This window comes from Pseudomonas sp. NFIX10 (assembly GCF_900111955.1).
GTDB lineage: Bacteria > Pseudomonadota > Gammaproteobacteria > Pseudomonadales > Pseudomonadaceae > Aquipseudomonas > Aquipseudomonas fluorescens_AA.
In genome coordinates this window covers 353,956-370,290 of record NZ_FOKH01000001.1, presented here as the reverse complement: position 1 = coordinate 370,290, position 16,335 = coordinate 353,956, and the positions used below count along the sequence as shown (strand labels likewise).

Below are 16,335 nucleotides of genomic sequence, written 5' to 3'. Positions count from 1 at the left end.
CAGAATTAGGTTGGCGTAGCGGGCTGGGCGGTCTGGCCTGGCACGCACTACTGGATTCGCTTTCTAGCCTCTCTGTCGTACCGGTTTCAGGCCTTTGCCCTACACGCCCTTACATCAGAGGTGCCCTTCTAAGGCGCAGACGGTACTCCCATCTGCGGGGCGTTTCAAGCTCATGCAGATAGCCGCTTGCCGTCTTTATTTGTCAAAGCACAGAGAGTTATAAGAACCGAGCGAAGCGTAACTCAATGGAAGGATCAAACCCGCTCAAACGCGACGCCAAAGCACAGAAGGCGGCCTTTTGGGCCGCCTTCGTGATTTTACGGGTCGAAATCAAAAATCGTCTTCGACCTGGCCGTCCTTGACTTTGAATTCGCGGTTCTGCAGGTAGGCATTGCGGATGAAGACGTATTTGTCGCCACTCACCATCTTCTCGGCTGACAACAGGCTGGCGCGGGTATCGACGATGTTCAGGCCGTGAATGGAGTTACGCACCGAGACGTTATCGATATAACGATAAGGCGCGGTGTAGTCATCGACCAGCTTGGCCGGCGCGTCACGCAGGGTGCTTGGCCCCAGCAGCGGCAGCATCACATACGGACCACTGCCCAGGCCCCAGTAGCCAAGGGTCTGGCCGAAATCTTCATCACTGCGCTGCAGGCCCATCTGGGTGCCCACGTCAAAGAAGCCCAGCAGGCCGAAGGTGGTGTTGAAGATCAACCGGGCTGTATCGACCCCGGCGGCGGCCGGCTTGGCCTGCAGCACGTTGTTGGCCAGGTTGCCGACGTCGCCGATGTTGCGGAACATGTTGTGGATGCCGTCTTCGAGGAACTGCGGCGTCACGTATTGATAACCCTGGGCCAGTGGCTTGAGCGCATAGGTATCGAGGGTGTCGTTGAAGGTGAAGATTGGACGGTTGACGCTTTCCCAAGGATCCTCTTCCGTCGCGGCCTGAGTGGCGAACGGAACCAGCAGGACACAAGCGGAAAGACACAGCTGAGCTAGACGATGGCTCCAGCGCATAGGGAAGAACTCCTTGGATTATTCAGGCAAGGGCGCCGAGCCCAGGCGGTAAGCTGGCTAGTATAAGACGGAACGCGTGGATAGGCAGCACCGAAAAACACCCAGGCCGTAGGACTTTTCCGCGACTGGCCCCCTTCACCTCACTGTCACCGGACTGTCATCGGAGCCCATTAGGCTGCTGGTTATTTCAAGGACGTTCCCATGCCCCGCGCCGAAGCCCTGCCTCTCCCCGCCCCCAGCCTGACCGCCGTACTGTTTGGCCTCAGCGGATGCCTGGTGGATTTCGGGGCGCGCATTCGTCAGCCAGGGGCAGCGCCAGCGGATCACGCCCAGCCGACACCCGGCGCATTGGAAAGCCTGCAACGCTTGCAACATCTGAATATTCCCTGCGCCTGGCTTGACGAATTGCCTCCCGCCATCAGCCATAGCCTGGCGGCTTCATTGCCCACGTCCATCAAAGCGCCGCAACTTCCTGCAACAAATTATCCATGGCCAGCGCCGCATGCCTGCTGGCAAGCGTTGATGGCGCTGAACGTCCAGCAGTTGGACGGCTGTGTGTTGGTCAGCGGCGAACCACGGTTGTTGCAGTCGGGACTCAATGCAGGTTTATGGACGATCGGACTGGCATCCTGCGGCTCTTTGTGTGGCCTGGCGCCCGCCGAGTGGCAGGCATTGAGCCAACAGGCGCGGGAAACCAAACGCGCCAAGGCCACCGTGCAATTGTTCAGCCTCGGGGTGCATTCAGTGATCGATCACTTGGGCGAACTCGACACTTGCCTGGCCGATATCTGCCTGCGCCGCATCAAAGGCGAGAAGCCCTGACCGGGATCATGCAGGGCGCGTGAGTGTGGATTACTCTTAAGGCAGGCCATGGACTTTTGACGCAGCGTCGCGGTCCATGGCTGTGCCTATCAATAAAGGGAGTACGCCAATGCCTGCCCGCGAATTGCAAGAACAGCTCAATACACTGCGCGAGCAATTGGAACAGAATCCACCGCTTACCGAAGTCGAGCGCGATGACCTGCACGCGCTGATGCAACAGATCGAACTTGAGCTTGAGTTGGAAACCCAAACACCGGACACCAACCTCGCGGACAATGTGAACCTGGCCGTCGAACGCTTCGAGCTGGAGCACCCCACGCTGGCCGGGACCTTGCGCAACATCGTGCAAGCCTTGGGCAGCATGGGGATCTGAACCCTTCGCATGCAAAAAGCCCTGCTATCTAGCAGGGCTTTTTAGTTTCACGTCTGCAATGCAATCCCCCGGTGGGAGCGAGCTTGCTCGCGATAGCGGTGTGTCAGCCAACCTCAATGTTGGAGGTGCTGCCCTCATCGCGAGCAAGCTCGCTCCCACATTTATTGACGGACCAGGCGGTGGTTCGGCAGTTGGACGTCTTCGGTACTGCGATACGGGTTGATATCCAGCCCACCACGCCGTACATACCGCGCATACACCGTCAATTTCTCCGGTTTGAGCAAGCGCTGCAGGTCGAGAAAGATTCGTTCCACACATTGCTCATGGAAATCCGAATGCTGGCGGAAGCTGACGATGTAGGCCAGCAGGCTGGCCGGGTCCAGGGCAGCGCCGCGATATTCCACCGCCACGCTGCCCCAGTCTGGCTGGCTGGTCACCGGGCAGTTGGATTTGAGCAGGTGGCTGTGCAGGCTTTGCTCGACGATGCGTGAAGCATCGCAGCGCAGCAGCTCCGGGCGCGGGTGCGCGTAGGAGTCGACGCTGATGTCCAGATCGTCGATGCAGGTACCGGGCAGCGCTACGATGCCTTCACGCTCCACGTCCTTGAGGCTGCGGATGCGCACACCCACCGCCTTGCCGGCCGCGGCCGACAGGTCCTGGCGCAGGGTGGCTTCCAGGCTCGCGGTGTCGGCGAACGGAGTCTGGTTCAAGGAGTTGAGGTACAGCTTGAAGGATTTGGATTCGATGATATTTGGCGAGTCCGCCGGGATCGCGAACTCACCGATGGCCACCACCGGCTTGCCGGACGGCAACAGCCACGACAGCTCGAAACAGTTCCAGAAATCCACGCCCTTGTATGGCAGGGTCTCGGCCGTCAGGCCCAGTTCCGCCCATTTCGCGGTGCGCGGGATCGGGAACAGCAGTGACGGCGTGTACGTGGCGATGTATTCGCTGGACTTGCCCAGCGGCGAGTGTTCGGCTGCGGGATGCATGACGGAAACCTGACTGAAGAATCAGCGGATTCTATCAGCCTTTGCCGCGGCCTTTGAGTGCTTACTGACTGACTGTCAGGTCGCCCTTCATCCCGGTCTGCTAGTGGCCGAGAATATTGCAGGCAAACTCCAGGCGCGCGGCCTTGCTTAAGGTCCAGGTCGGCTCGGCGGTCTGGCCCGGCTTCACCAACCCCCTGCAATCAAGCGGGTTCCCATCAACATGTCCACACTCCAATCGGATCAGCGTGTGGGAAACTCTATCGCTGCAGGCCTGCCAGTTGGCTGACAGTTCGATTACAACTTTGTCAGGTTGCGCCACGAGCCCGCCTGCCACGGTATAACGCCCTCGTCCCACCCCAGCCTTGAGCCGCCCCATGAAACTGCTGATCGTCGAAGACCAAACCAAAACCGGCCAATACCTGCGCCAAGGCCTGGGCGAAGCCGGGTTCAACGCCGACTTGGTGGCCGACGGCGTCACCGGCCAGCAACTGGCCTTGAGCGGTGAATACGCCTTGCTGATCCTCGACGTGATGTTGCCCGGCCGCGATGGCTGGCAGATCCTGCAAGCCGTCCGCGGGGCCGGCCTGGATACCCCGGTGCTGTTCCTCACCGCGCGGGACGCGGTACAGGATCGAGTCCACGGGCTGGAGCTGGGCGCCGATGATTACCTAGTCAAGCCCTTTGCTTTTTCCGAGTTGCTGGCGCGGGTGCGCAGCCTGTTGCGCCGGGGCAGTTCGACGCAACAGGAAACCAGCCTGCAACTGGCCGACTTGCGCCTGGACCTGATCCGCCGTCGCGTCGAACGCAGCGGTCGGCGCATCGACCTCACCGCCAAGGAGTTCGCCTTGCTGGAAATGCTCCTGCGCCGCCAGGGTGAAGTGCTGCCCAAATCGCTGATCGCGTCCCAGGTCTGGGACATGAACTTCGACAGCGACACCAACGTCATCGAAGTCGCCATCCGGCGCCTGCGCATCAAGATCGACGATGAGTTCCCCAATAAGCTCATCCACACCGTGCGGGGCATGGGCTATGTACTTGAAGAGCGCAGCCTGTGAGGGGCCGGTGGTCGCTGAGCAGCCGCCTGGCGCTGCTATTCGCTGCCTGCACGGCCGTGGTGTCGTTGTTTGCCGGCGTGCTGTTCAGCCATGGCAGCGAGGCACACTTCATCGAGCTGGACCAGCAACTGCTCGAAGGCAAGCTGATCGGCCTGCGCCGAGCCCTGCAAGACCTTGACGCCGAGCAGACCCAGCGCCGACTGGAAGATGAGCTGAGCCGTCAGGCCGATCTGGCGCTGCGCATCAAAGGCAGCGATGGCGTGCGTTGGTACGACAGTTCAATCCGGATTCCGGCTCAGTTGCCGGAGCGGCCCGGCCTGTCGACCCTCAGCGATGCCGACAATGATTACCGGGTATTGAATGCGCCGCTGTATCCCGACCGAGCCGATTCACCGCAACTGACCCTGTTGCTGGACATCACCCATCACCAGCACTTCCTGCAACGCATGCAAAGGCTGATCTGGCTGACCGTCGGCCTTTCGGCCCTGGCCACCGCCCTGCTCGGTGCCTGGGCCGCCCGGCGGGCCTTGCGGCCGTTGCGACGCATGGGCGCCATCGCCGGCAACGTCTCGGCCCGTTCCCTCAACGCCCGCCTGCCCGAAGAGCAAATGCCCGCCGAACTGGCGGAATTGGCCCACAGCATCAACGCCATGCTCGGACGCCTCGACGATGCGTTTCAGCGGCTCTCGGCGTTCTCTGCCGACATCGCCCATGAATTGCGCACGCCGCTGTCGAACCTGCTGACCCACACCCAGGTCACCCTCACCCGCGAACGCTCCCTGGAGGACTACCGCGAGGCGTTGCACAGCAATCTCGAAGAACTGCAATGGATGGCGCAACTGGTCAACGACATGCTGTACCTGGCCAAGGCCGACCATGGCCTGCTGGCGCTCAATCGCGAACCGCTGCAATTGGGCGAGGAAGTGGACGTGCTACTCGAGTTTTTCGCCCCCCTGGCTGAAGACGCCAAGGTCCGTTTGAGACGCGAGGGCGACGGTCGCATCGAGGGTGACCGCAACATGTTGCGCCGGGCGCTCTCCAACCTGCTGGACAACGCCCTGCGCTTCACCCCTGTCGACGGTGAAGTGCGGGTGCGAATGGTCGATGGAACTCAAGGCGTGAGGGTCAGCGTGGAGAACAGTGGCGAGGGGATCCCGGCGGACTTGCTGCCGCGCCTGTTCGACCGTTTCTACCGCGCCGACCCGGCCCGCCAGGAAGGCAGCAGCGAACACGCGGGGCTTGGACTGGCCATCACCCGCTCGATCATCCGTGCCCATGGCGGGCAGATCCGTTGCGAATCGGCCGATGGCTGGACGCGGTTCCTGATCGAGTTGCCGAAGACAAGCCAGCCCTGACACAAAACCCTGTGGAGAGGGGATTTATCCCCTCGCCACAAGGGTCTCGCGGCCATCCTGAGTTATCAGGAATACCGCAACGCCTGCGCCGGTTCGATCTTCGCCGCGCGCCATGCCGGGTAGACGGTGGCGAGGAAGCTCAGGATGAACCCGGCCGAGCAGATTAGCACTACGTCGCCACGCTGCAGCTCCGACGGCAGGTTGCTGACGAAATACACATCGGAACTGAAGATGTGCTGACCACTGACCCGCTCCAGCCAGCCCACCAGCGCACTGACGTTCAACGCCGCGATCACCCCCAGCACACCACCGATGAGCGTGCCGACGACACCAATCACCGTGCCCTGGACCATGAAGATCGCCATGATCTGCCGCGGCGTGGCGCCGATAGTACGCAGGATCGCAATGTCCGCGCCCTTGTCGTTCACCACCATGATCAGCGTGGCGATGATGTTGAACGCCGCCACCGCGACGATCATCAGCAACAGCAAGCCAATCATGGTTTTTTCCATTTTCATGGCGCTGAACAGGCTGCCCTGGGTGTGAGTCCAGTCGTCAGCCTTGTAATCCGCACCAAGGCCGGTGGCGATGTCACCGGAGACCTTCGGCGCTGCGTACAAGTCTTTCACCGCCAGGCGCACGCTTTGCACCTGGTTCGGCTGCCAATGCTGCATCTGCGCGGCGTCGGCCAGGTGGATCAGGGCCATGGAGCCGTCCAGCTCGGCGCCGACCTTGAACACACCCACGACGTTCAAGCGCTGCATCCGCGGCGTGATGCCCCCCGGCGCGGTGCTGACTTCCGGCACGATCAACGTCAGTTTGTCGCCGACATTCAAACGGAAACGCCGGGCCGTGATCTCGCCGATGACCACACCGTATTCGCCCGGCTTCAAGTCATCGAGACGCCCTTGGACGATATGCTGGGCAACGATGGACACCTTGCCTTCCTGGGCCGGATCGATGCCGCTGATCTGGATCGGCTGCATCGAACCTTTATGGCTCAGCATGCCCTCCATCTCGGTAAACGGCACGGCGGCGGTCACTTCAGGATTCTTCAGCGCCGCGGCGGCCACCGGCTGCCAGTCGTCGATCGGATTCACCCCGACGATCGTGGCGTGGGGCACCATGCCGAGGATGCGCGAGCTCATCTCGCGCTGGAAGCCGTTCATCACCGACAGCACCACGATCATCGCCAGCACACCCAGGGCGAGGCCGATCATCGAGGTCATGGAGATGAACGAAACAAAGCGATTGCGGCGCTTGGCGCGGGTATAGCGCGTGCCGATAAAGATCGATAACGGTCTGAACATTCGCGGGGCACCGTATGAAAATAAAAGACCCGGCACTGTTTCCAAGTGTCGGGTTTCGGTCGGTCAGATGGGCGTCAGGCAACCTTCCTGCAAGTGCAGGACGCGGTCCATCTGCCGGGCCAGGTTCATGTCGTGGGTCACCACCAGGAACGCCGTGCGCATCGAGGTGCTGAGCTCCAGCATCAAGTCCTGGATGCCTTGGGCGGTGTGGGAGTCGAGGTTGCCGGTCGGCTCATCGAGCATCACCAGACCCGGCTTGTTGACCAGGGCCCGGGCAATCGCCACGCGCTGGCGCTCGCCACCGGACAGTTCGGCCGGCTTGTGTTCCAGGCGATGCCCCAGCCCTACCCGCTCCAGCAACGCCGTGGCGCGCTGACGGGCCTCGGGAATCGCCGTGCGGCCGATCAACAGCGGCATGCAGACGTTTTCCAGCGCGGTGAACTCGGGCAGCAGATGGTGGAACTGGTAGACGAAACCCAGGGAACGGTTGCGCAGCAGGCCACGGGCCTTCTCGTTCAATGCCGACAGTTCTTCGCCGGCCAGCCAGACGCTGCCGGCGGTCGGCGTATCCAGGCCGCCCAGCAGGTTGAGCAAGGTACTTTTGCCGGACCCGGAGGTGCCGACAATCGCCACGCGCTCACCCGGGTGCAGTTCCAGTTGCAGGCCCGACAACACCACCACCGACTCCGGGCCTTCCTCGTAGGATTTGCCCAGATTGCGGCAGCTCAAGATCGCTTTTTCACTCATGCCCGACTCACTCATAACGTAACGCCTCCGCAGGCTGGGTGCGCGCGGCACGCCAGGCAGGATACAGGGTGGCGAGGAAACTCAGGACCAACGCGGCGCCGCAGACCATCAACACGTCATCGGACTGCAACTGCGATGGCAGGTAGTCGATGAAGTACACGTCGGCGTTGAGAAACTTGTGCCCGATCAGGCCCTCGAGGGCGGCGATCGCGGCACTGACATTCAGTGCGGCGAACATCCCGACCAGGGCCCCCACGAACGTACCGATCACGCCGATGACCGTGCCCTGGACCATGAAGATCCGCATGATCTGCCCTGGCGTGGCACCGAGGGTGCGCAAGATCGCGATGTCGCCCTTCTTGTCGTTCACCACCATCACCAGCGTGGAAATGATGTTGAACGCCGCCACGGCGACAATCAGCAACAGCAGCAGGCCGATCATGGCTTTTTCCATACGGATCGCCTGGTACAGGTTGCCGTGGGTCCGGGTCCAGTCCCGGGCGTAATAACGGTCTTCGCCAAGCTGCTGGGCGATGGTCCAGGCCACACGCGGGGCCTGGAACAGGTCATCGAACTTCAACCGCAGGCCCTGAACCTGATCCGGTTTCCAGCGATGCAGGCGGGCCAGGTCCTGGAGGTTGGTGACCCCCAGGTAACCGTCCAGCTCACCGGCGCCGACATGGAAGATGCCGACCACGGTAAAGCGTTTCATGCGCGGGAACATGCCGCCCGGGGTCACGGTGACCTCCGGGGCGACGAAGGTCAGCTTGTCGCCGATGGCAACGCCGAGCTTGGCCGCGGCCTTGTCGCCGATGACGATACCGAAGCTGCCGGGCGCCAGGTCGTCGAGTTTGCCCTGCTGCATGAAGTTATCGATGATCGACACCTGCCGCTCGAGCCCGGGGTCGATGCCATTGAGCAACACCTTGGACACCTTGCCATCGTTGGTCAGCAACCCCTGCATCTGGATGAATGGCGCCACGGCCAGCACCTGCGGGTTCTGCTTGACCTTGGCGGCCAGGCTCGGCCAATCGCTGATGGCTTCGCCGGTTTCGAGGGTCGCGTGGGGCACCATGCCCAGCACGCGGGTGCGCATCTCATGGTCGAAACCATTCATCACCGAGAGCACGACGATCATCACGACCACGCCAAGGGCCAGTCCGATGATGGATGTCAGGGAAATGAACGATACGAAATGATTGCGACGCTTTGCACGGGTATAACGCGTGCCGATAAATACGAAGAGAGGTCTGAACATGTCGGGGCTTGTTCGGAGGGAAAAGGAACGTCCTTGTGGCGGGGGTCACAAACCAGCTTTACACTCAGACCACCGCCGCTACCATGGGTTCGCCATGTCGACATTAGATGAAGAAGATCGCCGCGAATACTACCGTATCGAGGACACGATCGCACTGGAAATTCGGCCCCTCTCCATTCCTGAAGCTGCTGGCCAGGAAGTGTTGCAGGATGCTTCTCCATTGTTCAACCTGCTCAGTGAACTGCACCTGAGCGAATTCGAGTCACAGCACCTGCTGCGCCAGATCAGCGAGCGCGAACGCAGCATCACGGCGTATCTCAAGGCAATGAACAAACGCATCGACCTGCTCAGCCAGGTCATTGCCCTGACGGTGCTCGGCGAAATCGGCGAGCCGCAGCCGGTGATCATTTCCGAAGGCGGCGTGGACTTCCAATACCCCACGCCAATCGCCGTCGGCGCCCACTTGTCAATCAAGCTGGTGCTGATGCCCCAGGCCCTCGGCTTGCTGCTGCGGGCGCGGGTCACCCACTGTGATCCCAAGGGCGACGGCTACGACGTGGGCACCGAGTTCGAACGCCCGACCGACGCCCAGCGCCAGTTGCTGGCCCGCTACATCCTGCAGAAACAGGCGCAAGAACGGCGCCTGGCCCGGGAACTGAACGAATCAGGTATCAATAAGGAAGAACCGTGACCCTCATTTATGGCCACCGCGGCGCCAAGGGCGAAGCGCCGGAAAATACCCTGACCGGTTTTCAGGAGTGTCTCAAGCACGGCGTACGCCGTTGCGAGCTGGACCTGCATCTTTCGATGGACGGCGAGTTGATGGTCATCCACGACCCGACCCTCAAGCGCACCACGGACCGCCGCGGCAAGGTGGTGGAACATTCCGCCGCCGAGCTGGTGACCTACGATGCGCGCAAGGGCGGCCCGGGCTGGATCAAGCCGTGCCCGATCCCACGCTTGGAGGAGCTGTTCGAGAAGTGTGATTTCGAGCACTGGCAACTGGAGGTCAAGAGTGCCTCGCGCACCCGCGCCGCGGCCACGGTATTGGGAATCCGCGAAATGGCCCAGCGTTTCGGGCTGCTGGACAAGATCACCATCACGTCCAGTTCCCGGGAAGTGCTCAAGGCGGCCCTGGACCTGACCCCGGACATCTCCCGAGGGCTGGTGGCCGAATACGCCTGGCTCGACCCGTTGAAGGTCGCCCAGAGCTACGGCTGCGAGATTCTGGCGTTGAACTGGACCCTGTGCACGCCGGAGCGCCTGATCAAGGCCCAACGCCAGGGCCTGCATGTGTCGGTGTGGACCGTCAACGAGCCCGCGCTGATGCGCAGGCTCGCCGACTTTGGCGCTGACAGCCTGATTACAGACTTTCCCGGTTTGGCCACCGCCACCCTCGGGAAGGGCTGAAATCGGTCTCCCCGGCCGGCTCAGGCCACCGGCCGGAGCCGCTCAAAAAAGCCGGTTGAGCCCGTCATAGGCCGCTACCCGATAGGCTTCGGCCATGGTCGGGTAGTTGAACGTGGTGTTGACGAAGTACTTCAGCGTGTTCAGCTCGCCCGGCTGGTTCATGATCGCCTGGCCGATGTGCACGATCTCCGACGCCTGGTAGCCGAAGCAGTGCACGCCCAGCACTTCCAGGGTCTCGCGATGGAACAGGATCTTCAGCATGCCTTGCGGCTCGCCGGCGATCTGTGCGCGCGCCATGCTCTTGAAGAACGCCTTGCCCACTTCGTACGGCACCTTGGCCTGGGTCAACTCCTGCTCGTTCTTGCCGATCGAGCTGATCTCCGGAATGGTGTAGATGCCGGTCGGCACGTCGTTGACGAAGCGCCAGCTGCCGTTGTCGACAATGCTGCCGGCGGCCGAACGGCCCTGGTCGTGGGCGGCACTGGCCAGGCTCGGCCAACCGATCACGTCACCGGCACCATAGATGTTCGGCACGCAGGTGCGGTAGTTCTCGTCGACTTCGATCTGGCCGCGGCTGTTGACCTTCACGCCGATGTTTTCCAGGCCCAGGGTGTCGGTGTTGCCGGTACGACCGTTGCACCAGAGCAAGGCATCGGCCTTGATCTTTTTGCCGGACTTGAGGTGCAGGATCACGCCGTTGTCGACGCCTTCGACGCGCTCGTATTCTTCGTTGTGGCGCACGGTGATGTTGTTGTTGCTGAAGTGATAGCTCAGGGCCTGGGAAATTTCCGAGTCGAGGAAGCTCAACAACTGGCCGCGGTTATCCACCAGTTCCACCAGCACGCCCAGGCCACTGAAGATCGAGGCGTATTCGCAACCGATCACGCCGGCACCGTAGACGATGAGCTTACGCGGGGTGTGGCCCAGGCTCAGGATGGTGTCGCTATCGTAGATCCGCGCATGGTTGAAATCGATGTCGGCCGGGCGGTACGGGCGCGAACCGGTGGCGATGATGATGTGCTTGGCCACCAGCTTCTCGACCACGCCATTGCCGCACACCACTTCGACCGTCTGCTCGTCGGCAAAGCTGCCCGTGCCGAAGAACACATCCACGCGGTTGCGGGCGTAGTAGCCGGTGCGCGAGGCCACTTGCTTGGAGATCACCTTCTCGGCGCTCTTGAGCACGTCCGGGAAGGAGAACCAGCGCGGCTCGCCGATGGCCCGGAACATCGGGTTGGTGTTGAACTGCATGATCTGCCGGACCGAGTGACGCAAGGCCTTGGACGGGATGGTACCCAAGTGGGTGCAGTTGCCGCCGACCTGCCGACGGCTGTCGACCATCGCCACCTTGCGCCCTGCCTTGGCCGCGTTCATCGCCGCGCCTTCCCCCGCCGGGCCGGAGCCCAGTACCACCACGTCGTAGTTGTAGACAGCCATGCGTACTCCTCAGAACAGGCCGCGACGCCTCACTAGGCATCGACGGCTAAATCATGCCGGCCTGCGGCATGAAGGAACAATTTGGGGCCGGTTCACGAGCCCGGCCACAGTCTATAGAAGCGTCAACGCCGCGCACATTACCCCTTGGTCGCGTCGTAGGCTAGTTTTGCCTGCGCTATTTCGCCACAGGCAAGCTTTCATTGCGCTGTCATCATTGGGTTTTCCCGCCGCTGATCCGTTCAAACGCATCGTTGGTACGGGCGACAAAGCCATTGCCGTCCCGGAGCACGAAAAATACCCCGATGCCATGTTTTTCGGCATAGTCCCAACCCCGTTCAGGGCCAAGAATCAGCAACAGAGTCGATAGTCCATCGGCCATCAGCGCCGAAGGATGAATCACCGTGACTGACGCCAGGTTATGTAGGACCGGCGCACCAGTGCGTGCATCGAAGGCGTGGGAATAACGCTGACCGCCCTGTTCGAAGTAATGACGGTAGTCACCCGAGGTGGAAACCCCGTAGCCGTTGACCTCGATGACACGCTCCGCCACTTGCCGGTCATCCCGGGGCTCTTCCAGGGCGATGCGCCAGGCCGAACCATCGGGTTTGCGCCCGACGGCCTTGAGTTCCCCGGTGGCTTCGGCCAGGTAACTGTCAATGCCCAGGGCCTGGAGCCTCGCGGCGGTGCGGTCGACGGCATAACCGGCGGCGATACTGTTGAAATCGACTTCCACCGCGGCGTCCTTGCACAACCGGTCGCCCTCAATACGCAAATGACCATGACCGACGCGCTGGCGCACCAAGGTCAAGGTTTCTGCAGTCGGCACTTTCTCTTCCCGGGACTGGGGCCCGAAGCCCCACAGGTTCAGCAGCGGCTCCACGGTCAGATCGAAGGCGCCATCGCTTTGAATCGACAACTGCTCGCCCACGCGGATCAACGCCAGGACCGGCCCAGGCATGACCTGGCAACTGTTGGCCGGCAATGCGTTGAAGCGCTCAACGTCCGAATCGCCGCGATAGGTCGAGAATTGCCGATCCACTTCGGCAAGGATGTTTTCTACCTCGGCCTGCACCGTTTTCGGAGCGGGCCCGGCGGAATGCCTGACGTACTGAATGGAATAATGGCTGCCCATGGTCGGACCGGCGAAGCGCTCGAGGGTGTCGCCATTACCGCAGCCGGACAAAACACCGGCCAAGATCACAAATGTCCACCATCGTCCAGTTAACAAATCTTCATCTCCCCTCAAAACCGCGCCCGCCATTATGGGCCTCAGCGCGTGCGTGCGCGAACCTGTGGGATCAGACCTGTAGGAGCAAAGCTTGCTCGCGATGCATGCGACACGGTCCAGCTACAAGGCTGCCTATCGTTCATCGCGAGCAAGCTTTGCTCCCACAGGCCGCCCCCACAGCGTGCAGCAGCGTGCAGCGCCTTCATACAAGATTTGCCAGAGTGAGTACCCAAAATGTCTTCCACCACGAGCAACGGCAAGGCGATTTTTCGCGTTGTCAGCGGCAACTTCCTGGAGATGTTCGACTTCATGGTCTACGGCTTCTACGCCACGGCCATCGCCAAGACGTTCTTCCCCGCCGACAGTGCGTTCGCCTCGCTGATGCTGTCCCTGGCCACGTTCGGTGCCGGATTCCTGATGCGTCCCCTGGGGGCGATTTTTCTTGGTGCCTACATCGACCGCCATGGCCGTCGCAAAGGCTTGATCATCACCCTGGCGCTGATGGCCATGGGCACCCTACTGATCGCCTGCGTGCCAGGCTACGCGACCCTCGGCGTGACGGCCCCCTTGCTGGTGCTGCTGGGCCGATTGCTGCAAGGCTTCTCCGCAGGCGTGGAGCTGGGTGGCGTGTCGGTCTACCTGGCGGAAATCTCCACGCCGGGGCGCAAAGGCTTCTTTGTCAGTTGGCAATCCGCCAGCCAACAGGCGGCAGTGGTGTTTGCCGGCTTGCTGGGGGTTGGCCTCAATCACTGGCTGAGCCCCCAGGAGATGGGCGATTGGGGCTGGCGCGTACCGTTCCTGGTGGGGTGCATGATTGTCCCGGCCATCTTCATGATTCGTCGTTCGCTGGAAGAAACACCTGAATTCCAAGCAAGAAAACACCGCCCCACCCTGTCGGAAATTGTCCGCTCCATCGGTCAGAACTTCGGCATTGTCTTGGCCGGCATGGCGCTGGTGGTGATGACCACCGTGTCGTTCTACCTGATCACCGCCTACACACCGACCTTCGGCAAGGCCGAGTTGAACCTGTCGGATCTGGATGCGCTGCTGGTCACGGTGTGCATCGGCTTGTCGAATTTCTTCTGGCTGCCTGCGATGGGGGCGTTTTCCGACAAGATCGGACGCAAACCCCTGCTCCTCGGTGCGACGATCCTGGCGATCCTGACCGCCTATCCGGCGCTGGCCTGGCTGGTGGCGAATCCTAGTTTCAGCCACTTGCTGATCGTCGAACTATGGCTGTCGTTCCTGTACGGATCCTACAACGGTGCCATGGTGGTGGCCTTGACGGAAATCATGCCGGTTGAAGTGCGCACCACCGGTTTCTCCCTGGCCTACAGCCTGGCGACAGCGACGTTCGGCGGATTTACTCCGGCGGCCTGTACCTACCTGATCCACGTGCTCGACAACAAGGCTGCACCGGGGATCTGGCTCAGTGGGGCGGCGGTGCTGGGGTTGATTGCGACCTTGGTGTTGTTCAAGGGCAATCGGCATGAACTGCGGACTGCGCAGGCTTCGATGGCGAGCGGCGCCTGATAGATTCCTTCACGAGCAAGCCCGCTCCCACATTGGAACGCATACATCAGCAACAACTCGGTCAACTGTGGGAGCGAGCTTGCTCGCGATGAGGCCAGCCCAGGCACCCCAAAACCCGGACAAAAAAACGCCCCGACAAGTCGGGGCGTTTTCACAAGCGGCTAAGGCTTAGCGCGGGAACGCTGGCGGGTTTACCCCGGCCATGTCTTCCATCACGCGAACCACCTGGCAGCTGTAACCGAATTCGTTGTCGTACCAGACGTACAGGACAACGCGGTTGTCTTGGCTGATGGTGGCCTCGGCATCCACGACACCGGCGTGGCGCGAGCCCACGAAGTCGGTGGACACCACTTCCTGGGAATTGACGAAATCGATCTGCTTATGCAGTTCGGAGTGCAGCGCCATGTAGCGCAGGTACTCGTTCATCTCTTCACGGGTGGCGGCTTTCTCGAGGTTCAGGTTGAGAATGGCCATCGACACGTTCGGCGTCGGCACGCGGATCGCGTTGCCGGTCAGCTTGCCGGCCAGTTCAGGCAGGGCCTTGGCGGCGGCGGTGGCGGCACCGGTCTCGGTGATGACCATGTTCAGCGCGGCGCTGCGGCCACGGCGATCGCCCTTGTGGAAGTTGTCGATCAGGTTCTGGTCGTTGGTGTACGAGTGAACCGTTTCGACGTGACCGTTGACGATGCCGAACTTGTCGTTCACGGCCTTGAGCACCGGCACGATGGCGTTGGTGGTGCAAGAGGCGGCGGAGACGATCTTGTCGTCAGCGGTGATGTCGCCGTGGTTGATGCCGTGAACGATGTTCTTCAGCTTGCCCTTGCCTGGCGCGGTCAGGACAACGCGATCGACACCCGGGCAGGCCAGGTGCTGGCCCAGGCCGTCGGCGTCGCGCCATACACCGGTGTTATCCACCAGCAGCGCATCCTTGATACCGTACTGGGTGTAGTCCACCTCGGTCGGGTTCTTCGCGTAGATCACCTGGATCAGGTTGCCGTTGGCGGTGATGGTGTTGTTTTCTTCGTCGATGGTGATGGTGCCGTTGAACGAACCATGGACCGAGTCACGGCGCAGCAGGCTGGCACGCTTGGTCAGGTCATTCTCGGCGCCCTTGCGCACCACGATGGCCCGCAGGCGCAGGCCGTCGCCACCACCGGTTTTTTCGATCAGGATGCGCGCCAGCAGGCGGCCGATACGGCCGAAGCCGTACAGGACCACGTCAGTGCCTTTGCGAGCCGAAACGTTCTGCTGGCCAACCACATCAGCCATCTCTTCACGCACGAACTGCTCGGCGCTACGGCCATTGCCTTCGTTGCGGAATTTGAACGCCAGTTTGCCCAAGTCCACCGACGCCGCGCCGAGCTTGAGCTCACTCATGGCCTTGAGCAGAGGGAATGTTTCGTGGACGGAGAGTTCGCTGTCGTCGGAAGAACGGTGGCGAGCAAAGCGGTGGGCTTTGAGGATCGCGATGACAGACTGGTTGATCAGGCTGCGGCCATAGATCGAGCTCACCACGTTGTTATTGCGGTAGAGCTGACCGATGAGGGGGATCATCGCTTCGGCGAGCGCTTCACGATCAATCCATTCACCAAGACACTGGTCGGGCTTCTGAGTCACGGTAACCTTCCACATGTAGGGGCTGAAAAAAGGGGCTACATTATGCCGCCGAGTCCTCGGCGGAGCAATGCGCACCCGTCGCGCCGTGGTTTTCCTGCCGACCTGGGTAGTCTGCGACTGACAGCAGCCCCCTTCCCCCGCTACAATTGCCGACTTTGTCGCAATGCTGGAGCTCAAT

General features: G+C 61.6%; 15 protein-coding genes. 7 read left to right on the top strand and 8 right to left on the bottom strand.

Going from position 1 to position 16,335, the window contains the following annotated elements; translation table 11 throughout:
* Positions 1-330 precede the first annotated feature (330 nt).
* On the bottom strand, positions 331-1,020 hold the full coding sequence (locus BM321_RS01625; protein WP_092441315.1) for an MlaA family lipoprotein: 690 nt from the start codon (positions 1,018-1,020) through the stop codon (positions 331-333).
* A gap of 201 nt (positions 1,021-1,221) precedes the next feature.
* On the opposite strand from BM321_RS01625, the gene BM321_RS01620 reads away from it, so the two are divergent.
* A complete protein-coding gene (locus BM321_RS01620) occupies positions 1,222-1,842 on the top strand; it encodes an HAD superfamily inactivated hydrolase PcrP (RefSeq protein ID WP_092441314.1) in 621 nt (206 codons plus the stop codon).
* Between the two features lie 109 nt (positions 1,843-1,951).
* Positions 1,952-2,215: a DUF4404 family protein gene (locus tag BM321_RS01615; protein ID WP_092326898.1), complete on the top strand. Its 264-nt coding sequence runs from the start codon at positions 1,952-1,954 to the stop codon at positions 2,213-2,215.
* A 161-nt stretch (positions 2,216-2,376) separates the two neighbouring features.
* On the opposite strand, the gene queF is transcribed toward BM321_RS01615, so the two are convergent.
* Positions 2,377-3,207, bottom strand: a complete 831-nt coding sequence (gene queF, locus BM321_RS01610; protein WP_013692631.1) for an NADPH-dependent 7-cyano-7-deazaguanine reductase QueF — start codon at positions 3,205-3,207, stop codon at positions 2,377-2,379.
* A gap of 374 nt (positions 3,208-3,581) precedes the next feature.
* Between queF and BM321_RS01600 the strand changes: the two genes are divergently transcribed.
* Entirely contained in the window at positions 3,582-4,262 is a 681-nt protein-coding gene (locus BM321_RS01600) for a heavy metal response regulator transcription factor (RefSeq protein WP_092326901.1), read from the top strand.
* Positions 4,259-5,617: a heavy metal sensor histidine kinase gene (locus BM321_RS01595; protein ID WP_092441312.1), complete on the top strand. Its 1,359-nt coding sequence runs from the start codon at positions 4,259-4,261 to the stop codon at positions 5,615-5,617. The genes BM321_RS01600 and BM321_RS01595 overlap by 4 nt, the downstream gene beginning before the upstream one ends.
* A 65-nt stretch (positions 5,618-5,682) precedes the next feature.
* On the opposite strand, the gene BM321_RS01590 is transcribed toward BM321_RS01595, so the two are convergent.
* The 3 genes from BM321_RS01590 to BM321_RS01580 form a co-directional block, all read right to left on the bottom strand.
* Positions 5,683-6,927 carry a lipoprotein-releasing ABC transporter permease subunit gene (locus tag BM321_RS01590; protein ID WP_092326905.1) on the bottom strand — a complete coding sequence of 415 codons (1,245 nt, stop codon included), beginning with the start codon at positions 6,925-6,927 and terminating at the stop codon, positions 5,683-5,685.
* Between the two features lie 63 nt (positions 6,928-6,990).
* The gene (lolD, locus tag BM321_RS01585; RefSeq protein WP_162843734.1) at positions 6,991-7,674 is read right to left on the bottom strand and encodes a lipoprotein-releasing ABC transporter ATP-binding protein LolD; all 684 of its coding nucleotides are present in this window, start codon (positions 7,672-7,674) and stop codon (positions 6,991-6,993) included.
* A 7-nt stretch (positions 7,675-7,681) separates the two neighbouring features.
* Positions 7,682-8,932 carry a lipoprotein-releasing ABC transporter permease subunit gene (locus BM321_RS01580; protein ID WP_092166585.1) on the bottom strand — a complete coding sequence of 417 codons (1,251 nt, stop codon included), beginning with the start codon at positions 8,930-8,932 and terminating at the stop codon, positions 7,682-7,684.
* A 94-nt stretch (positions 8,933-9,026) separates the two neighbouring features.
* Between BM321_RS01580 and BM321_RS01575 the strand changes: the two genes are divergently transcribed.
* Positions 9,027-9,623, top strand: a complete 597-nt coding sequence (locus BM321_RS01575; protein WP_092326908.1) for a PilZ domain-containing protein — start codon at positions 9,027-9,029, stop codon at positions 9,621-9,623.
* Positions 9,620-10,342, top strand: a complete 723-nt coding sequence (locus tag BM321_RS01570) for a glycerophosphodiester phosphodiesterase (RefSeq protein ID WP_092197333.1) — start codon at positions 9,620-9,622, stop codon at positions 10,340-10,342. The genes BM321_RS01575 and BM321_RS01570 overlap by 4 nt, the downstream gene beginning before the upstream one ends.
* Before the next feature lie 42 nt (positions 10,343-10,384).
* Here the strand turns inward: BM321_RS01570 and sthA are convergent, their stop codons facing one another.
* Positions 10,385-11,779 (bottom strand): Si-specific NAD(P)(+) transhydrogenase, encoded by a 1,395-nt coding sequence (sthA, locus tag BM321_RS01565; RefSeq protein WP_092197335.1) that lies wholly within the window; start codon positions 11,777-11,779, stop codon positions 10,385-10,387.
* Positions 11,780-11,990: 211 nt separating this feature from the next.
* Positions 11,991-12,980 (bottom strand): FAD:protein FMN transferase, encoded by a 990-nt coding sequence (locus BM321_RS01560; protein ID WP_092441311.1) that lies wholly within the window; start codon positions 12,978-12,980, stop codon positions 11,991-11,993.
* Between the two features lie 261 nt (positions 12,981-13,241).
* On the opposite strand from BM321_RS01560, the gene BM321_RS01555 reads away from it, so the two are divergent.
* Positions 13,242-14,540 (top strand): MFS transporter, encoded by a 1,299-nt coding sequence (locus tag BM321_RS01555; protein ID WP_092441310.1) that lies wholly within the window; start codon positions 13,242-13,244, stop codon positions 14,538-14,540.
* A gap of 168 nt (positions 14,541-14,708) precedes the next feature.
* Here the strand turns inward: BM321_RS01555 and BM321_RS01550 are convergent, their stop codons facing one another.
* Entirely contained in the window at positions 14,709-16,172 is a 1,464-nt protein-coding gene (locus BM321_RS01550) for a glyceraldehyde-3-phosphate dehydrogenase (protein WP_092326913.1), read from the bottom strand.
* Positions 16,173-16,335 lie beyond the last annotated feature (163 nt).

Bases quoted from the DNA above. Each gene is read 5' to 3' on its own strand.
- BM321_RS01590 (WP_092326905.1), bottom strand. From the start codon at position 6,927: ATGTTCAGACCGTTATCGATCTTTATCGGCACGCGCTATACCCGCGCC.
- BM321_RS01550 (WP_092326913.1), bottom strand. From the start codon at position 16,172: ATGTGGAAGGTTACCGTGACTCAGAAGCCCGACCAGTGTCTTGGTGAA.
- BM321_RS01615 (WP_092326898.1), top strand. From the start codon at position 1,952: ATGCCTGCCCGCGAATTGCAAGAACAGCTCAATACACTGCGCGAGCAA.
- queF (WP_013692631.1), bottom strand. From the start codon at position 3,207: ATGCATCCCGCAGCCGAACACTCGCCGCTGGGCAAGTCCAGCGAATAC.
- BM321_RS01555 (WP_092441310.1), top strand. From the start codon at position 13,242: ATGTCTTCCACCACGAGCAACGGCAAGGCGATTTTTCGCGTTGTCAGC.
- BM321_RS01620 (WP_092441314.1), top strand. From the start codon at position 1,222: ATGCCCCGCGCCGAAGCCCTGCCTCTCCCCGCCCCCAGCCTGACCGCC.
- BM321_RS01625 (WP_092441315.1), bottom strand. From the start codon at position 1,020: ATGCGCTGGAGCCATCGTCTAGCTCAGCTGTGTCTTTCCGCTTGTGTC.
- BM321_RS01580 (WP_092166585.1), bottom strand. From the start codon at position 8,932: ATGTTCAGACCTCTCTTCGTATTTATCGGCACGCGTTATACCCGTGCA.
- BM321_RS01600 (WP_092326901.1), top strand. From the start codon at position 3,582: ATGAAACTGCTGATCGTCGAAGACCAAACCAAAACCGGCCAATACCTG.
- BM321_RS01575 (WP_092326908.1), top strand. From the start codon at position 9,027: ATGTCGACATTAGATGAAGAAGATCGCCGCGAATACTACCGTATCGAG.
- lolD (WP_162843734.1), bottom strand. From the start codon at position 7,674: ATGAGTGAAAAAGCGATCTTGAGCTGCCGCAATCTGGGCAAATCCTAC.
- sthA (WP_092197335.1), bottom strand. From the start codon at position 11,779: ATGGCTGTCTACAACTACGACGTGGTGGTACTGGGCTCCGGCCCGGCG.